The organism is Streptomyces sp. NPDC014656, assembly GCF_043084305.1.
Lineage (GTDB): Bacteria > Actinomycetota > Actinomycetes > Streptomycetales > Streptomycetaceae > Streptomyces.
Genome location: NZ_JBIBZN010000008.1, coordinates 103653 through 121236, shown reverse-complemented (window position 1 = coordinate 121236; position 17584 = coordinate 103653). Strand labels below are relative to the sequence as shown.

Genomic DNA, 17584 nt, shown 5'->3' with positions numbered 1-17584 from the left:
GTTTCCCCTCCGCCGGGCCGTCACCAAGGCGTTACCCGGCTACTTCACCACGGTCAGCGGCAGCAGCTTCTTGCCGGTGGGGCCGATCTGGATGTGGGTGTCCATCTGCGGGCAGACGCCGCAGTCGAAGCACGGGGTCCAGCGGCAGTCCTCGACCTCGGTCTCGTCGAGGGCGTCCTGCCAGTCCTCCCAGAGCCAGTCCTTGTCGAGGCCGGAGTCCAGGTGGTCCCAGGGCAGGACCTCCTCGTAGGAGCGCTCGCGGGTGGTGTACCAGGCGACGTCCACGCCCTGCTCGGGGAGGGTCTTCTCCGCGCAGGCCATCCAGCGGTCGTACGAGAAGTGCTCGCGCCAGCCGTCGAAGCGGCCGCCGTCCTCGTAGACCGCGCGGATGACGGCGCCGATGCGGCGGTCGCCGCGGGAGAGGAGGCCCTCGACGATGCCGGGCTTGCCGTCGTGGTAGCGGAAGCCGATCGAGCGGCCGTACTTCTTGTCGCCGCGGATCTTGTCGCGGAGCTTGAGCAGGCGGGCGTCCGTCTCCTCGGCCGACAGCTGCGGGGCCCACTGGAAGGGGGTGTGCGGCTTGGGGACGAAGCCGCCGATGGAGACGGTGCAGCGGATGTCGTTCTGCCCGGAGACCTTGCGGCCCTCGGCGATCACGTTCATCGCCATGTCGGCGATCTGGAGGACGTCCTCGTCCGTCTCCGTCGGCAGGCCGCACATGAAGTACAGCTTCACCTGGCGCCAGCCGTTGCCGTACGCGGTGGAGACGGTCCGGATCAGGTCCTCCTCCGAGACCATCTTGTTGATGACCTTGCGCATGCGCTCGGAGCCGCCCTCGGGGGCGAAGGTGAGGCCCGAGCGGCGGCCGTTGCGGGTCAGCTCGTTGGCCAGGTCGACGTTGAAGGCGTCGACGCGGGTCGAGGGGAGGGACAGGCCCACCTTGTCCTCGGTGTAGCGGTCCGCCAGGCCCTTCGCGATCTCGCCGATCTCCGAGTGGTCCGCGGAGGAGAGGGAGAGGAGGCCGACCTCCTCGAAGCCCGTGGCCTTGAGGCCCCGGTCCACCATCTCGCCGATGCCGGTGATGCTTCGCTCCCGCACGGGGCGCGTGATCATGCCGGCCTGGCAGAAGCGGCAGCCGCGGGTGCAGCCGCGGAAGATCTCGACGGACATGCGCTCGTGGACGGTCTCCGCGAGCGGCACGAGGGGCTGCTTGGGGTACGGCCACTCGTCGAGGTCCATGACGGTGTGCTTGGACACGCGCCACGGCACGCCCGAGCGGTTCGGGACGACGCGGCCGATGCGGCCGTCCGGCAGGTACTCGACGTCGTAGAACGCCGGGATGTAGACGCTGCCGGTCTTGGCGAGGCGGAGCAGGACCTCCTCGCGGCCGCCCGGACGCCCCTCGGCCTTCCACCCGCGGATGATCTCGGTCATGTCGAGGACGGCCTGCTCGCCGTCGCCGATGATGGCCGCGTCGATGAAGTCCGCGATCGGCTCGGGGTTGAAGGCGGCGTGGCCTCCGGCGAGCACGATGGGGTGGTCGACGGTGCGGTCCTTCGACTCCAGCGGGATGCCCGCCAGGTCGAGGGCGGTGAGCATGTTGGTGTAGCCCAGCTCGGTGGAGAAGGACAGGCCGAACACGTCGAAGGCACCGACCGGGCGGTGGCTGTCGACCGTGAACTGCGGCACCTCGTGCTCGCGCATCAGCTCTTCGAGGTCCGGCCACACGCTGTAGGTGCGCTCGGCGAGGACGCCCTCGCGCTCGTTCAGCACCTCGTACAGGATCATGACGCCCTGGTTGGGCAGACCGACCTCGTACGCGTCCGGGTACATCAGAGCCCAGCGGACGTCGGCGCTCTCCCACGGCTTGACCGTGGAGTTCAGCTCTCCACCGACGTACTGGATCGGCTTCTGCACGTGCGGGAGCAGAGCTTCGAGCTGCGGGAAGACAGACTCGGCAGCAGACATCTCGAACCTTCGTGAGCTGGCAGGGGGGCGACTCTCAAGCGTACCCCGGTGCTCAGCGGCTCAGCGCCGCCCGGATCTCCGGGGCCCCGGCCCGCTCCCACACCCCCGGCAGCTCGCGCTCGCCCGCCGCCGCCGCTGCCTCCTGCCGCGCGTGGAGAACGCCCCAGGTGAAGGAGGGTTCGCCGGCGTTCTCGGCGTCGGTGGCCAGGTCGCGCAGGGCGCCGCGGGCGACGACGGTGTCCTGGTGGTCGCCGAGGAGGCTCTGGACGGCCTTCACCCTCTTGGAGAACCGTTTCGCGGGCTTGCCGAGGGTCGGGACGGCGGCGTCGGCGGCGTACCGGGCCCGCTTGGCGGCCTTGCGTGCCTCGTGGAGGGCGACGTCCCGGTCGTGGCCGGGGTCGAGGGCGAGGGCGGGGCCCATCCGCTCGGCGAGCCGGCCGTGGTCGCGCCGGACCGCCTTCGGCAGCGCCTTCGCGGCCTTCTTGCGCGCCCCGGGGCGCAGCGGCGGGTCGGCGAGCAGGCCGTCGAGGGCGTCGAGGAGCGCGAGGTGGCGGGGCGAGTCGAGGGCGTCGAGGGCGCGGCGGCGGGCGTCCCGGGTGCGGGCGTTGCTCCAGGTGCGCAGCCGGCCGCGGGCCGGTCCGTGGCGCTGTTCGCGGGGCAGCGCGTCGAGCGCGTCGCTCAGCCGGGCCTCCAGGACCTCCTGGTCACGGGCGTGACCGAGTTCACCGGCGAGCCATTTCAGCTCGGCGCCGACCGGATCGGTGACGTCCCGGTCGAGGATCTTGCGGTAGGACTTGAAGGCGCTGCGCAGACGGCGGCAGGCGACCCGCATCTGGTGGACGGCGTCGGGCAGGTCGCGGCGGACGGCGGGGTCGAACCGGACCAGGGCCTCGACCTGCTTCCGGGCGTACGCGAGGACGGCGGCGCCCGCCGAGCCGTCGGCGTCCGTCTCGGCGGGTGCCGCCGGTTCCAGGCCGGTCTCGTGGAGGGCGCGGGCGAGTTTGGAGGGGGTGTCGGAGGGGTGGACGCCGGCCTTCCCCAGCCGCTTCTCGACGGCGTCGAGGACGGCGGGGTCGGCGTCGTCGGCGAGTTCGACCTCGATCTCGGTCCAGGCGGCGGTGGCACCGGAACCGCCCGGCCCGTCGAGGAGGCGGTCGGCGTGGACGGTGTCGACGGAGAGTTCGGCCAGGACCGTGCCGTCCCCGTCCCGCAGGTGCCTCACGTCGCGCGAGGAGCGGAGGCGGACGACGGGGACGACCTCGCCGTGCCGGACGCGGGAACGCAGGAGCTCCGCCAGGGAGCGCGGGAGCGTCTCCGAGAGCGGGGCCCTGACCTCGTCGCGGACGCCGGCGGCGACCGGGAACTTGAGGTGCCAGCCGGCGTCGGCGCCGCCGGTGCGACGCCTGAGGGTGAGGGAGTCGGCCGCGAGTCTCAGGTCGGCCGTGTCGTAGTAGACCGCGTCGAGCTCCGTGACGCCCTCGTCCGTCACCGACGCGACGCCGGCCGCGCGGGTGAGGTCGGGCAGCCGGGTCTCCGCGGTGGCTTCGTACTTCCGCTCGATCTCGCGCTTGGTCTCCGCCATGCTTCACGTCTAACCGCCGAAGCGGCCCGGCATACGTCGGAACGTCAGGCCGTCATCGGCCGTTGCACCCGGATCGACTGGAGCAGTCCGATCGCGACCCAGACGGCGAACATCGAGGAGCCGCCGTAGGAGACGAAGGGGAGCGGGAGGCCGGCGACGGGCATGATGCCGAGGTTCATGCCGATGTTCTCGAATGCCTGGAAGGCGAACCAGGCGATGATGCCGGCGGCCACGATCGTGCCGTACAGCTCGGTCGTCTCGCGGGCGATCCGGCAGGCGCGCCAGAGGACGACGCCGAGGAGCAGCAGGATGAAGCCGGAGCCGATGAAGCCCAGCTCCTCGCCGGCGACGGTGAAGACGAAGTCGGTCTGCTGTTCGGGGACGAACTGACCGCTGGTCTGGTGGCCGTTGAAGAGGCCGGCGCCGGTGAGGCCGCCGGAGCCGATGGCGATGCGGGCCTGGTTGGTGTTGTAGCCGACGCCGGAAGGGTCGAGGTCCGGGTTGGCGAAGGCGGCGAAGCGGTTGATCTGGTACTCGTCGAGCATGCCGAGGGCGGTGACGAGGACCGCGCCGGCGACGCCGGAGAAGATGAGGCCGAGGACCCAGCGGTTGGAGGCGCCGGAGGCGAGCAGGACGCCGAGCACGATGACGACCATCACCATGACCGAGCCCAGGTCGGGCATGAGCATGACGATGCCCATCGGGAGGGCGGCGAGCACCAGGGCCTTGGCGACGGTGCCGTGGTCCGGGTGGAGCTGGTCGCCCGCGTCCACCTTCGACGCCAGCAGCATCGCCATCACCAGGATGATGGTGATCTTGACGAACTCGCTGGGCTGGAGCGAGAAGCCGCCGCCGATCACGATCCACGCGTGGGCGCCGTTGATGGTGGCGCCGAGCGGGGTGAGGACGGCGAGGATCAGCACGATCGACAGGCCGTAGAGGACCGGCACCGCCCCGCGCAGGGTGCGGTGGCCGAGCCAGACCGTGCCGATCATCAGCGCCACGCCGATGCCGGTGTTGAGCAGGTGCCGGAAGAGGAAGTAGTACGGGTCGCCGTTGTTCAGCTCGGTACGGCCCCGGGTCGCCGACCACACCAGCAGCGAGCCGATGAGGGAGAGCGCCAGGGCCGAGAGCAGGATCGGCCAGTCGAGCCGGCGCAGCACCGAGTCGCGGGCGGTCAGCCGGGCGACGGTGCCGCGCTCGGGGGCGTAGCGGGAGACGGAGAAGCTCGTCCGCGTCGGCATCGGGTCAGTCCCTCCTGTTGGCGGGGGTGCCCGCGAGCGGCGGCGGCGCGGCGCCGTTCTGCTCGGCCGGGTCGACCAGCTGGGACTTGGGGTCGTACGCCTTGACCGCCGGCGCGTCGATGGTGCCGTCGGCGTTGACCTTCGGCAGCGTCTTCTGCGGCCCGGGGAGCAGGGCGCGCTTGAGGTCCTGGTTGCCGGCGTCGTCGAGGCCGTAGAGGGCGTCGTAGATGTTGCGGACGGCGGGGCCGGAGGCGCCGGAGCCGGTGCCGCCCTGGGAGATGGTCATGACGATGGTGAAGTCGTCGGTGTAGGTCGCGAGCCAGGAGGTGGTCTGCTTGCCGTAGACCTGGGCGGTGCCGGTCTTGGCGCGCATCGGGATCTTGTCCTGGGGCCAGCCGCCGAAGCGCCAGGCGGCGGTGCCGCCGGGTTCGACGACGGAGCGCAGGCCCTTGTCGAGGTCGCGGACGGTCTGGGCGCCGATCGGCAGCTTGCCGTGGGCCTTGGGCGCGATCTCGCGGACCTGCTTGCCGTCGGGGCTGATGATCGCCTTGCCGACGGTGGGGTCGTAGAGGGTGCCGCCGTTGCTGATGGCCGCGTAGATGGTGGCCATCTGGATGGGGGTGACGAGCACGTCGCCCTGCCCGATGGCGAAGTTGATGCTGTCGTACGCCTTCAGCTGGTTGCCCTCCAGGCAGCTCTCGTACGCGATCTGCTCGACGTAGCTGCCGCCCTTCTTGCCCTGCTTGCACCAGGCGTCCTTGTTGGCCTCCCAGAACGCCTGCTTCCACTGGCGGTCCGGGATCCGGCCCTTGACCTCGTTGGGCAGGTCGATGCCGGTCTCCGAGCCGAGGCCGAAGTCGCGGGCGGTCGTGTAGAACCAGTCGTGGGCGTCCTTGTTCGGCGTGATGCCGCCGTCCTTCTGCCACTCCTTGTGGCCGAGGGCGTAGAAGACGGTGTTGCAGGAGTACTTGAGGGCGTCCCCGAGGGTGATGGGGCCGTGCCCCTGGGACTCGAAGTTGGCGAAGCTGCGGCTGCCGAGGCTGTAGGAGGCGCTGCAGTTGTACTTGTCGTTGAAGTCGTAGCCGGCCCGGACGGCGGCGCTCGCGGAGATCACCTTGAAGATGGAGCCGGCCGGGGCCTGGCCCTGGATGCCCCGGTTGAGCAGCGGGTAGTTGGAGTTCTTGCTGGTGAGGGCTGCGTAGTCCTTGGCGGAGATGCCGCCGATCCAGACGTTGGGGTCGTAGTCGGGCTGGGAGGCCATGGCGACGACCCGCCCGGTCTTCGTCTCCATGACGACGACGGCGCCGGAGTCGGCCTCGTACTTGCGACCGGTGATCTTGTCGGTCTCGCCGCGGACCGTCTTCATGGCCTGCGCGAGCTCGTACTCGGCGACGGACTGGACGCGGGCGTCGATGCTGGTGACGAGGGTGGAGCCGGCCACGCCCGGGTCGGACCTGGTCTGGCCCATGACGCGCCCGAGGTTGTCGACCTCGTAGCGGGTGACGCCGGCCTTGCCGCGCAGCTCCTTGTCGTAGGTGCGCTCGATGCCGGAGCGGCCGACCTGGTCGGAGCGGAGGAAGGGCGAGTCGGTGTCCTTCGCCTTGGTGATCTCGTCGTCGGTGACCGGCGAGAGGTAGCCGAGGACCTGCGCGGTGCGGGCCTTGCCGGGGGCCGGGTAGCGGCGGACGGCGGTGAGCTCGGCGGTGATGCCGGGGAAGTCCTCGGTGCTCTCGCGGATGGTGAGCGCCTGTTGGACGGTGGCCTCGTCGGTGACCGGGATCGGCTGGTAGGGGGAGCCGTTCCAGCAGGGCTTGGGCGTCTTGGAGTCGCAGAGCCGGATCTTGTTGACGACGTCCTCGGGCTTCATGTTCAGGACGCCGGCGAGCCGGGTGAGAACGGCCTTGCCGTCGTCCTTCATCTTCATCAGCTCGGTGCGCGAGGCGGAGACCACGAGCCGGGTCTCGTTGTCGGCGAGCGGGACGCCGCGGGCGTCGAGGATGGAGCCGCGGACGGCCGGCGTGACGACCTGCTGGATGTTGTTGCTCTTGGCCTCGTCGGCGTACTCCTTGCCGTTGCGGATCTGGAGGTACCAGAGCCGGCCGCCCAGGGTGAGCAGCAGCGAGAAGACGAGGATCTGGATGACGACGAGCCGGGTCTGGACCCGGGGGGTCCGTCCGGTCTCGGGGATGTTGGTCATGCTGCCGGGGCCCCCTCGGTCACAGTCGCTTGACTCCCTTGATGCGTCCGGCGCGCGTGGCGCGGTTGCGGGCGGCCTTGACGCGGAGGCCGCCGCGCTGGGTGCCGATCCTCAGGCCGGTGCCGGAGGAGAGCCAGCCGGAGGCGACGTCCCCCGCGCCCGCCCCCGTGGCGTCGGCGACCGGGTCGTTCTCGGCGCGGCGGGCCAGCGCCATGATGAGCGGCACGGTGAAGGGGGCCAGCAGCAGGTCGTAGACGACGGCGGTGAAGAGCAGGGAGGCGAGGCCGACGTGCCGGGCGGCGGTGTCGCCGACGAGGGCGCCGACGCCCGCGTAGAGCAGGGTCGAGCCGACGGCCGCGCCGACGACGGCGGCCATCGGGCCGATCGCGGAGGTGAAGCGGCCGTTCTCGGGCCGGGCGAGGCCGACGAGGTAGCCGACGACGCAGAGGACGAGGGCGTAGCGGCCGGCGGCGTGGTCGGCGGGCGGGGCCAGGTCGGCGAGGAGGCCGGCGGAGAAGCCGACGAGCGAGCCGGTGACGGGACCGTGGACCAGCGCGAGGGCGACGACGGTGAGCAGGACGAGGTCGGGCACGGCGCCGGGGAGCTGGAGCCGGGCGAGGACGGAGACCTGGACGACGAGCGCGACGACGATCAGGGTCGCGGAGAGGAGGATGCGGTTGAACTTCACGGTGTCGCGTCCCCCTGGTCGTTCGGGTCCTGCGCCTGGTCCTGGTTCGGGTCCTGCGCCTGGCCCTGGTCCTGGTTCTGGTCCTGCGCGGGCTTCCGCGGCTGGTTCTGGAGCGGCTGGTCGGCCTTCTCCCCCTGCGGCTGCTCGCCCTCGGCGGGCGGCTTCGCGGTGACCGTGACGGTGACGGTCGGCGCGGGCTTCGGCTTCCGCGGCAGCACCGTGTCGCGCGGGTCGGAGTGGGGGGCCTGGACGACGACGCCGACGATGTCGAGCTTGCTGAAGCCGACGTACGGGCGGACGTAGACGTTGCGGGTCAGGCCGCCGCCCATGGGGTCGACGCGGACGATCTCGCCGACGGGCACGCCGGGCACGAAGGGCCGGTCGCCGGCCGAGCCGAAGGTGACGAGGCGGTCGCCCGGCTTCACCTTGGCCTTGCCGTTGAGGAGCTGGACCAGCAGCGGGCGGTCGCCCTGGCCGGTGGCGAAGCCGAGTTCGTCGCTCTTCTCCAGCCGGGTGCCGACGGTGAAGTCGGGGTCGTTGGCGAGGAGGACGGTGGAGGTGGACGGGCCGACGGTGGTGACCCGGCCGACGAGTCCGGCCCCGTTGAGGACCGTCATGTCGCGCTGGATGCCGTCGCGGGCGCCGGCGTCGATGGTGACGGTCCAGGAGAAGCCCTGGGCCGCCCCTATCCCGATGACCTGGGCGCCCTTGATGCCGTACTGGCCGGCGCCGGCGGTCTTGAGGAGGGAGTCGAGTTCGCGCAGCCGGTTGCGGTTGCGGTCGTCGCTGCCGAGCTCCGCCTTGAGCTCGGCGTTCTCCTTCTCCAGGGCGGCGATCCGGGTGTGCCGCTCGCCGGAGTCCCGGACGGCGCCTATGGCGTTGCCGATCGGATCGACCGCCGCCGCGACTCCGTTCTCGACCGGGCCGAAGACGGCGGCGGCGGCCTGCCGGGCCCCGTCCACCGGCGACTCCTGGCCGCCGCGGATGTCCACCGTGATCAGCGCGAACGCGATGGCGACCAGCAGCACCAGGAGCAGCCGGCTCTCTCGTGTGTCCCTCACGTGCGGCGGCCGTGCCCTTCCTCGTGGTTCGTTGTGCAGATGTCCGTACCGTACGGGCTCGCGCCCGGCCGGGGGGTCAGCGGCGCGGCTGGGCGTCCAGGACCTGCTGGAGGGCCTCGAACTCCTCGACGCACTTGCCGGATCCGAGGGCCACCGAGTCCAGCGGGTCCTCGGCGATGTGGATCGGCATGCCGGTCTCGCGGCGGAGCCGCTCGTCGAGGCCGCGCAGCAGGGCGCCGCCACCCGTGAGAACGATGCCACGGTCCATCACGTCACCGGAGAGCTCCGGCGGGCACTTGTCCAGGGTGGTCTTCACCGCGTCGACGATCGCGTTGACCGGCTCCTCGATGGCCTTGCGGACCTCGGCGGCCGAGATGACGACGGTCTTGGGGAGGCCCGAGACGAGGTCGCGGCCGCGGATCTCGGTGTGCTCGTCCTGCTCCAGGTCGTAGGCCGAACCGATGGTGATCTTGATCTGTTCGGCGGTGCGCTCACCGAGGAGGAGGGAGTACTCCTTCTTGATGTGCTGGATGATCGCGTTGTCCAGCTCGTCGCCGGCCACCCGGATGGACTGTGCCGTGACGATTCCTCCGAGGGAGATCACCGCGACCTCGGTGGTGCCGCCGCCGATGTCGACGACCATGTTGCCGGTGGCCTCGTGGACGGGGAGGCCGGACCCGATGGCCGCGGCCATGGGCTCCTCGATGATGTGCACCTGGCGGGCACCGGCCTGGGTGGAGGCCTCGATGACGGCGCGGCGCTCGACGCCGGTGATGCCGGAGGGCACGCAGACCACGACGCGGGGACGGGCGAGGTAGCGCCGCTTGTGGATCTTCAGGATGAAGTAGCGGAGCATCCGCTCGGTGATCTCGAAGTCGGCGATGACGCCGTCCTTGAGCGGACGCACGGCGACGATGTTGCCGGGGGTCCGGCCGATCATCTTCTTCGCCTCGGCACCCACCGCGAGGATTCCGCCGGTGTTGGTGTTGATCGCGACGACGGACGGCTCGTTGAGGACGATGCCTCGACCCCTGACGTACACCAGCGTGTTGGCGGTCCCGAGGTCGACAGCCATGTCACGGCCGATGAACGACATGAAGTTCCCCTTGTTTCCCATGGCTGAGGGTGGTGCGGCGAAGAGTTTTCATCGTAGTGCCGCTCACGCGGATGGCGCGCGCTGGTCCACCTCTGTACTAGGTGACGGTAGGACGCGGCGATCCGTTCCCGGGATTGGCGTTCATATGCCTGGGGGCGGCCGAATTCCTTCGGTCGCCCCATCAGGTGCTGCCGTTCGGCTGACGACGGGTCAGCCGCGCGTCACACGGGGCACTGCGTCACGCGAGACCGGGGAAGAAGATCTTCAGCTCGCGCGCGGCGGACTCCTCGGAGTCCGAGGCGTGGATGAGGTTCTCGCGGACGATGGTGCCGAAGTCGCCGCGGATGGAACCCGGGGCGGCGGCGATCGGGTCGGTCGGACCCGCCAGCTGGCGGACGCCCTCGATGACCCGCTCGCCCTCGACGACGAGCGCGACGACCGGACCGGAGGACATGAAGCCCATCAGCGGCTCGTAGAAGGGCTTGCCCTTGTGCTCGCCGTAGTGCTGCTCCAGCGTCTCCTGGTCCAGCTCGCGCAGCTCCAGGGCCGCGAGGGTCCAGCCGGCCTTGCGCTCGATGCGGCCGATGATCTCGCCGATCAGACCGCGGCGGACCGCGTCGGGCTTGAGCAGGACGAGCGTGCGCTGGCTCACGGGGGGAACTCCTTCGGGAAGGGTGTGCGGGTCTATGAATCTACAGGGCCCGCACCGCCCTCCGTCACGCAGCGTCAGGCCCTGCGGAGCCCTGTCCGGCGGCGTTCGAGGCGGCCCAGCGGGCCTTGATCTCGTCCACCTTGCGCCCGTAGTGCACCGAGCACCACCACAGGACCGCGAAGACGGCCCCGAGGAAGTACATGACGGGCACGAAGAAGCCGCTGATGATCAGTCCGATCTGGAGCGCCCAACCGAGCTGGACGCCGCCGGGACGGGTGATCATCCCGCAGAGCAGCACGGAGAGGACCATCGCCACACCGCACACCCACCAGACGGTGGAGGTGCTGAGGCCGTCGTCCTTCATCGCGACGAGACCGGCGAAGCCGATGACGAAGAACTCGCCGATGAGCGTGGAGGAGCAGAGCGTGCGCATTCCGGGTCAGCCCCTCTTGAGCAGCAGCCGGGCGTCGCCGACCGTGAAGATCGAACCGGTCACCAGCACGCCGGCGCCGCCGTACTCGGCCTCCTCCTCGGCGAGCGTGATCGCCGCCTCCAGGGCGTCGGGCAGCCGCGGCTCCACGACGACCCGGTCCTCGCCGAAGACCTCGACGGCGACCGCGGCCAGCGCGTCGGCGTCGGTGGCGCGGGAGGTGGAGTTCTGGGTGATCACGATCTCGGCGAAGATCGGTTCGAATGCCTCCAGGAGCCCCCGGGCGTCCTTGTCGCCGCTGGTGGAGACGACGCCGATGAGCCGGGAGAAGCCGAAGGACTCGGAGACGGCCTCGGCGGTCGCCCGGGCCCCGTGGGGGTTGTGCGCGGCGTCGAGGATGACCGTCGGGGAGGAGCGGACGACTTCGAGGCGCCCGGGCGAGGACGTCTGGGCGAAGGCGCGCCGGACGGTCTCGACGTCGAGGGCGCGGGCGTGCTCGGCGCCGATGCCGAAGAAGGCCTCGACGGCGGCGAGCGCCACGGCCGCGTTGTGCGCCTGGTGGGCGCCGTACAGCGGCAGGAAGATCCCGTCGTACTCGCCGCCGAGGCCGCGCAGGGTCAGCAGCTGTCCGCCGACGGCCACCTCGCGGGAGACCACGCCGAACTCCATGCCCTCGCGGGCCACGGTCGCGTCGACGTCGACGGCCTTCTTCAGGAGCACCTGGGCGGCGTCCACCGGCTGCTGGGCCAGGATGACCGTCGCGCCCGGCTTGATGATCCCGGACTTCTCGCCGGCGATCTCGCCGGTGGTCTCGCCCAGGCGGTCGGTGTGGTCCAGGTCGATCGGGGTGACGACGGCGACGGAGCCGTCGATCACGTTGGTCGCGTCCCAGGTGCCGCCCATGCCGACCTCGACGACGGCCGCGTCGACCGGGGCGTCCGCGAAGGCCGCGTAGGCCATGCCGGTGAGGACCTCGAAGAAGGAGAGGCGGTACTCCTCCCGGGCGTCGACCATCTCCACGTACGGCTTCACGTCCTGGTACGTCTCGATGAACCGCTCGGCGGAGATCGGGGCGCCGTCCAGGCTGATCCGCTCGGTGACGGTCTGCACGTGCGGCGAGGTGTAGCGGCCGGTGCGCAGCTCGAAGGCGCCGAGCAGGGACTCGATCATGCGGGCCGTCGACGTCTTGCCGTTGGTGCCCGTGATGTGGATCGAGGGGTACGCGCGCTGCGGCTCGCCCAGCACGTCCATCAGGGCCGCGATCCGCTTGACCGACGGCTCCAGCTTGGTCTCGCCCCAGCGGGTCGAGAGCTCGGTCTCGACCTCGCGCAGCGCCTTGTCCAGCTCCGGGTCCTCGGGGCGGGTCGGCACGGGGTCGCCCTGCGGGGGTCCGGCCTGTGCGCGCAGGGTGCGGCTGCCGGCCTCGATCACCGCCAGGTCGGGGTCGCGATCGGTCTCTTCGCCGACGATGTCGTCGAAGCCGTCGTCGGTGTGGTCGGCGTGGTCGCGCGGGTCGCTCGGGTCACTCACGGAGCCAAGTCTACGGAGCCCCGCCGACAGGACCATCGGCCCACCCCGTTCGGGACCTTCGGCCCGCCGTCCGCCGGGGCCGCCCGGCAAACTTGGCGATCATGGACATAGGCATCGATCTCGGCACGGCCAACACCCTCCTCTACGCGCGCGGGCGGGGCATCGTGCTCAACGAGCCGTCCGTGGTGGCGGTCAAGGAGGGCTCCCGGCACGCGCTCGCGGTCGGCACGGAGGCGAAGGAGACGATCGGCCGGACGCCCGGCACGATCACCGCGATCCGGCCCCTGCGGGACGGCGTGATCAGCGACTACGAGGCCGCCGAGGAGATGATCCGGCACTTCGTCCGCAAGGCCGTGCCGGGGCGCCGGCGCCCCCGCACCCGGATGGTCGTGTGCGTGCCCAGCGGGGTGACCCCGGTCGAGCGGCGGGCCGTCGTGCACGCCTCGCTCTCGGCGGGCGCGCGGGCCGTCCACCTCGTCGAGGAGCCGATGGCGGCGGCGATCGGGGCTGGCCTGCCGGTCTCCGACCCGCGCGGCTCGATGGTCGTCGACATCGGCGGCGGGACGACCGAGGTGGCGGTGATCTCGCTCGGGGGCATCGTCACCGCGCGCTCGCTGAGGGTCGGCGGCGACCGCTTCGACACGGCGATCACCGACCACGTCCGCAAGGAGCACTCGCTGCTGATCGGCGAGCGGACGGCGGAGGACGTGAAGGTGGCGATCGGCTCGGCGTGGCCGGTGCCGGGCGGCGAGGAGTTCGAGCGGAGCGTCTTCACCGTGCGCGGCCGGGAGAAGGTCAGCGGCCTGCCGCGCACGGTGGAGCTCTCCGTGCCGGAGGTCCGGCAGGCCCTGGACGAGCCGGTGGAGGCGGTCATCGCGGCGGTGCGGGCGACGCTGGAGGAGTGCCCGCCGGAGCTGTCCGGCGACGTGATGGAGCACGGCATCGTCCTGACCGGCGGGGGCGCGCTGCTGCCGGGTCTGGACCTCAGGACGGCCTCGTCGACGGGCATCCCGGTCTTCGTGGCGGACGACCCGCTGGACTGCGTGGCGCTCGGCTCGGGCCGCTGCGTGGAGGACTTCGACGGCCTCCAGCGGGTCCTGGGCAAGGCGGAGCCGACGCGGTGACGCGCGGGGGCGGACGGGGCGTACGGGGCGTACGGCTCCGGCTCAGCGCGTCAGACCGGCCGGCAGCGTCGCCCGGACCACGTACGCGTCGTCCTTCTCCCCCGCCGTGAGGGTGCCGCCCATGCTGGCGACGCGCTCGTCCATCGAGACGAGGCCGGTGCCGGTGGAGACGGGGACTCGGTCCGGAGGGGTCCGCGGCAGCGGGTTGCGGACCTCGATCCACAGGCTCGGCCCGTCGACGCCGATCGCGACCCGCACCGGCAGGCCCGGCGCGTGCTTCGCCGCGTTCGTCAGGCACTCCTGGACCACGCGGTGGACCGCGGTCTGCCGCAGCGGCGAGAGCGCCTTCACGTCCTCGGCCACGTCCAGCTCCACCGGGCTGCCCATCCGCTCGCTCTCGGCGGCCAGGTCCGCGAGGCCCTCCAGACCGGGCGTGCCGCCCTCCCGGTCGGCGCGCCGCACGAGCGTCTCGTTCAGCATGAGGTGGGCGCGCCGGGCGGTCTCCGCCAGCTCCTCGAAGTCCTTCTGGTGGGCATCTCCCCGGGCCCTCACGGCGAGCACCTCGGCCCGCACCGCGAGCACGGTCAGCTCGCGCCCGACCAGGTCGTGGACGTCCCGGCCCACCTGGATGCGCTCCTCCTGGACGGCCTGCCGGGCGGCGGCCTCGCGCCGCTGGACCTCCAGGGCGCCGACGAGGTCGTGGCGGTGGGCGGCGATGCCGACGCCGGCCGCGAGCACCCCGATGGGGATGACGAGGCTGAGGAAGTCGCTCAGCGTGGCGCCGTGCCGGACGGGCCAGCCCGGCATCAGGAAGTAGGCGTACGCCACCCCCATGTAGAGCAGCGTCGCGGCGACGGCGGCCCGCCGGCCCCGGAAGCGGCCGATCGAGTACAGCGCGAACTGGATCAGGGTCACCTCGTGCAGCCAGCCCATCAGGCCGAGCGCCACGAGGTACGGGACCCAGGGCGCCCGCCGCCGCAGCACCAGGGTCGCGGCGCCGGCGGCGAGGACCAGGGTGGCGGTGACCCCGGTGAGCGAGTTGTCCTGCCGGGCGAGCCCCGGCACGTCCAGGACCATCAGCCCGAAGGCGCTGAGCGCGGCCACGACGTCCAGCGCCCGGGGCGAACCGGCCCACCGGTCCGCGCGGCGGCGCAGCGCGGGGTCGGCGGGGAGGCGGAGCATGCCTCCATCATCCAGGGTCCTTGGTCCCGACGCCGTGGACCCGAAGTCCCGTCTGCTGTGAGATCGGGCACTTCGTCCCCTTCCTTCCGGAGCGGGGACGCGGAAGGGCCCGGGACCACGACGGTCCCGGGCCCTTCCTCCGTACGCGTTACGCCTGGGGCAGCCTGTCCAGCTGGGACTGGATGCGGGCGATGTCCTCGTCCGCCTTGGCGAGACGGCCCTTGATCTTGTCCACGACGTTGTCGGGGGCCTTGGCCAGGAAGGCCTCGTTGCCGAGCTTGGCCTCGGCCTGGGCCTTCTCCTTCTCGGCGGCGGCCAGGTCCTTCGCGAGGCGCTTGCGCTCGGCGGCGACGTCGATCGTGCCGGACAGGTCGAGCGCGACGGTGGCGCCGGCGACCGGCAGGGAGGCGGTGGCGGCGAAGCCGTCGCCTTCCGGCTGGAGGCGGAGCAGCTGACGGATGGCCGCCTCGTGCGGGGCGAGCGCGGTGCCGTCGAGCTCCAGGCGGGCCGGGACCTTCTGGCCGGGCTGGAGACCCTGGTCGGAGCGGAAGCGACGGACCTCGGTGACGACCCGCTGGACCAGCTCGATCTCCTTCTCGGCGGCCTCGTCGCGGAAGCCCGAGTCCTTCGGCCACTCGGCGATGACGACCGACTCGCCGCCCGTCAGCGTGGTCCACAGGGTGTCCGTGACGAACGGGACGATCGGGTGGAGCAGGCGCAGGGTGACGTCGAGGACCTCGCCCAGGACGCGCGCCGAGACCTTGGCCTGCTCGCCGCCGTCGAAGAACGTCGTCTTCGACAGCTCGACGTACCAGTCGAAGACCTCGTCCCACGCGAAGTGGTACAGGGCGTCGGCGAGCTTCGCGAACTGGTAGTCGTCGTAGTAGGCGTCCGCCTCGGCGACGACCTTGTTCAGGCGGGACAGGATCCAGCGGTCGGTCGCCGACATCGCGGAGGCGTCCGGCAGCGGGCCCTCGACCGTCGCGCCGTTCATCATCGCGAAGCGCGTGGCGTTCCAGATCTTGTTGGCGAAGTTCCGGGACGCCTGGACCCAGTCCTCGCCGATCGGGACGTCGACGCCCGGGTTGGCGCCCTTGGCCAGGGTGAAGCGCAGGGCGTCGGAGCCGTACTTGTCCATCCAGTCGAGCGGGTTGACCGTGTTCCCGAACGACTTCGACATCTTCTTGCCGAACTCGTCGCGGACCATGCCGTGGAACGCGATCGTGCGGAACGGCGGCTGGCCGTCCATCGCGTACAGGCCGAACATCATCATCCGGGCGACCCAGAAGAACATCAGGTCGTAGCCGGTGACCAGGACGGAGTTCGGGTAGAACTTCTCCAGGTCCGGCGTCTGCTCCGGCCAGCCGAGCGTGGAGAACGGCCACAGGCCGGACGAGAACCACGTGTCGAGGACGTCGGTGTCCTGCGTCCAGCCGTCACCCGTGGGCGCCTCGTCGTCGGGGCCGACGCAGACCAGCTCGCCGTTCGGACCGTGCCAGACCGGGATGCGGTGGCCCCACCACAGCTGGCGGGAGATGCACCAGTCGTTGAGGTTGTCGACCCAGTCGAAGTAGCGCTGCGACATGTCGGCCGGGTGGATGTTGACCCGGCCGTCGCGGACCGCGTCGCCGGCGGCCTTGGCCAGCGTCTCGACCTTGACCCACCACTGCATCGACAGGCGCGGCTCCAGCGTCGTCTTGCAGCGCGAGCAGTGGCCGACGGAGTGGACGTACGGGCGCTTCTCGGCGACGATCCGGCCCTCGGCGCGCAGGGCGGCGACGATCGCGGAGCGGGCCTCGAAGCGGTCCAGGCCCTGGAAGGGGCCGTGGACGGTGATCACGCCGCGCTCGTCGAGGACCTCGATGGATTCGAGGTCGTGGCGCTGGCCGATGGCGAAGTCGTTCGGGTCGTGCGCCGGGGTCACCTTGACGGCGCCGGTGCCGAACTCCGGGTCGACGTGGGTGTCGGCGACGACCGGGATCGTACGGTCGGTCAGCGGCAGCTTGATCTGCTTGCCGATCAGGTGGGCGTACCGCTCGTCGTCGGGGTGGACGGCGACGGCGGTGTCACCGAGCATCGTCTCGGCGCGGGTGGTGGCGACGACGATGGTGTCGTCGCCCTCGCCGTACTTCATGGAGACGAGCTCGCCGTCGTCGTCCTGGTAGTCGACCTCGATGTCGGAGATGGCCGTCAGACAGCGCGGGCACCAGTTGATGATGCGCTCGGCGCGGTAGATCAGACCGTCGTCGAACATCTTCTTGAAGACGGTCTGGACGGCCCGGGACAGGCCCTCGTCCATGGTGAAGCGGTCCCGGCTCCAGGCCAGGCCCTCGCCGAGGCGGCGCATCTGGCCGGCGATCTGGCCGCCGGACTCGGCCTTCCACTCCCAGACGCGCTCGACGAAGGCCTCGCGGCCCAGGTCGTGGCGGGACTTGCCCTCCTTGGCGAGCTCGCGCTCGACGACGTTCTGGGTGGCGATGCCGGCGTGGTCCATGCCCGGCTGCCACAGCGTCTCGAAGCCCTGCATCCGCTTGCGGCGGGTGAGGGCGTCGATCAGCGTGTGCTCGAAGGCGTGGCCCAGGTGGAGCGAGCCGGTGACGTTCGGCGGCGGGATGACGATCGTGTACGCGGGCTTCTCGCTCTTCGCGTCCGCCTCGAAGTAGCCGCGCTCCACCCAGCGCTCGTACAGCGGGCCCTCTACCTCGGCCGGCGTGTACTGGGTCGGCAATTCGGTGGTGGCTGCTGTCTGCTGCTGAGTGTTCTCGGTCACGGGCCCAGTTTAGGGGGGTGACGGTCGTGTCCTGAAACGCGATTGTTCGGTAACGGTGTG

13 protein-coding genes are annotated in these 17584 nt (G+C 71.3%); 1 reads left to right on the top strand and 12 read right to left on the bottom strand.

The window, feature by feature from the left end:
* Positions 1-39 precede the first annotated feature (39 nt).
* From ACF1ED_RS19690 to ACF1ED_RS19645, 10 genes are all read right to left on the bottom strand, one after another.
* Positions 40-1968: a TIGR03960 family B12-binding radical SAM protein gene (locus tag ACF1ED_RS19690; protein WP_391762070.1), complete on the bottom strand. Its 1929-nt coding sequence runs from the start codon at positions 1966-1968 to the stop codon at positions 40-42.
* Between the two features lie 52 nt (positions 1969-2020).
* Entirely contained in the window at positions 2021-3550 is a 1530-nt protein-coding gene (locus ACF1ED_RS19685; protein ID WP_391762068.1) for a CHAD domain-containing protein, read from the bottom strand.
* A gap of 44 nt (positions 3551-3594) precedes the next feature.
* On the bottom strand, positions 3595-4794 hold the full coding sequence (gene rodA, locus ACF1ED_RS19680; protein WP_391762066.1) for a rod shape-determining protein RodA: 1200 nt from the start codon (positions 4792-4794) through the stop codon (positions 3595-3597).
* Positions 4795-4798: 4 nt separating this feature from the next.
* Positions 4799-6991, bottom strand: a complete 2193-nt coding sequence (gene mrdA, locus ACF1ED_RS19675; RefSeq protein WP_391762064.1) for a penicillin-binding protein 2 — start codon at positions 6989-6991, stop codon at positions 4799-4801.
* A gap of 19 nt (positions 6992-7010) precedes the next feature.
* Positions 7011-7679 (bottom strand): rod shape-determining protein MreD, encoded by a 669-nt coding sequence (mreD, locus tag ACF1ED_RS19670; protein ID WP_391762062.1) that lies wholly within the window; start codon positions 7677-7679, stop codon positions 7011-7013.
* Complete coding sequence (gene mreC, locus ACF1ED_RS19665) at positions 7676-8740, bottom strand: rod shape-determining protein MreC (protein WP_391762060.1); 1065 nt, start codon at positions 8738-8740, stop codon at positions 7676-7678. The genes mreD and mreC overlap by 4 nt, the downstream gene beginning before the upstream one ends.
* Before the next feature lie 76 nt (positions 8741-8816).
* Complete coding sequence (locus tag ACF1ED_RS19660) at positions 8817-9836, bottom strand: rod shape-determining protein (RefSeq protein WP_019886273.1); 1020 nt, start codon at positions 9834-9836, stop codon at positions 8817-8819.
* 238 nt (positions 9837-10074) lie between these two features.
* Positions 10075-10488 carry a nucleoside-diphosphate kinase gene (gene ndk, locus ACF1ED_RS19655; protein ID WP_351107245.1) on the bottom strand — a complete coding sequence of 138 codons (414 nt, stop codon included), beginning with the start codon at positions 10486-10488 and terminating at the stop codon, positions 10075-10077.
* Between the two features lie 64 nt (positions 10489-10552).
* Positions 10553-10921, bottom strand: a complete 369-nt coding sequence (locus ACF1ED_RS19650) for a DUF4233 domain-containing protein (RefSeq protein ID WP_391762058.1) — start codon at positions 10919-10921, stop codon at positions 10553-10555.
* Positions 10922-10927: 6 nt separating this feature from the next.
* Entirely contained in the window at positions 10928-12484 is a 1557-nt protein-coding gene (locus ACF1ED_RS19645) for a bifunctional folylpolyglutamate synthase/dihydrofolate synthase (protein WP_391762056.1), read from the bottom strand.
* Positions 12485-12549: 65 nt separating this feature from the next.
* Between ACF1ED_RS19645 and ACF1ED_RS19640 the strand changes: the two genes are divergently transcribed.
* On the top strand, positions 12550-13572 hold the full coding sequence (locus tag ACF1ED_RS19640) for a rod shape-determining protein (protein WP_391762054.1): 1023 nt from the start codon (positions 12550-12552) through the stop codon (positions 13570-13572).
* A gap of 42 nt (positions 13573-13614) precedes the next feature.
* On the opposite strand, the gene ACF1ED_RS19635 is transcribed toward ACF1ED_RS19640, so the two are convergent.
* Positions 13615-14754 (bottom strand): sensor histidine kinase, encoded by a 1140-nt coding sequence (locus ACF1ED_RS19635; protein ID WP_391762052.1) that lies wholly within the window; start codon positions 14752-14754, stop codon positions 13615-13617.
* 148 nt (positions 14755-14902) lie between these two features.
* The gene (locus ACF1ED_RS19630; RefSeq protein WP_391762050.1) at positions 14903-17524 is read right to left on the bottom strand and encodes a valine--tRNA ligase; all 2622 of its coding nucleotides are present in this window, start codon (positions 17522-17524) and stop codon (positions 14903-14905) included.
* Between the last annotated feature and the right edge of the window lie 60 nt (positions 17525-17584).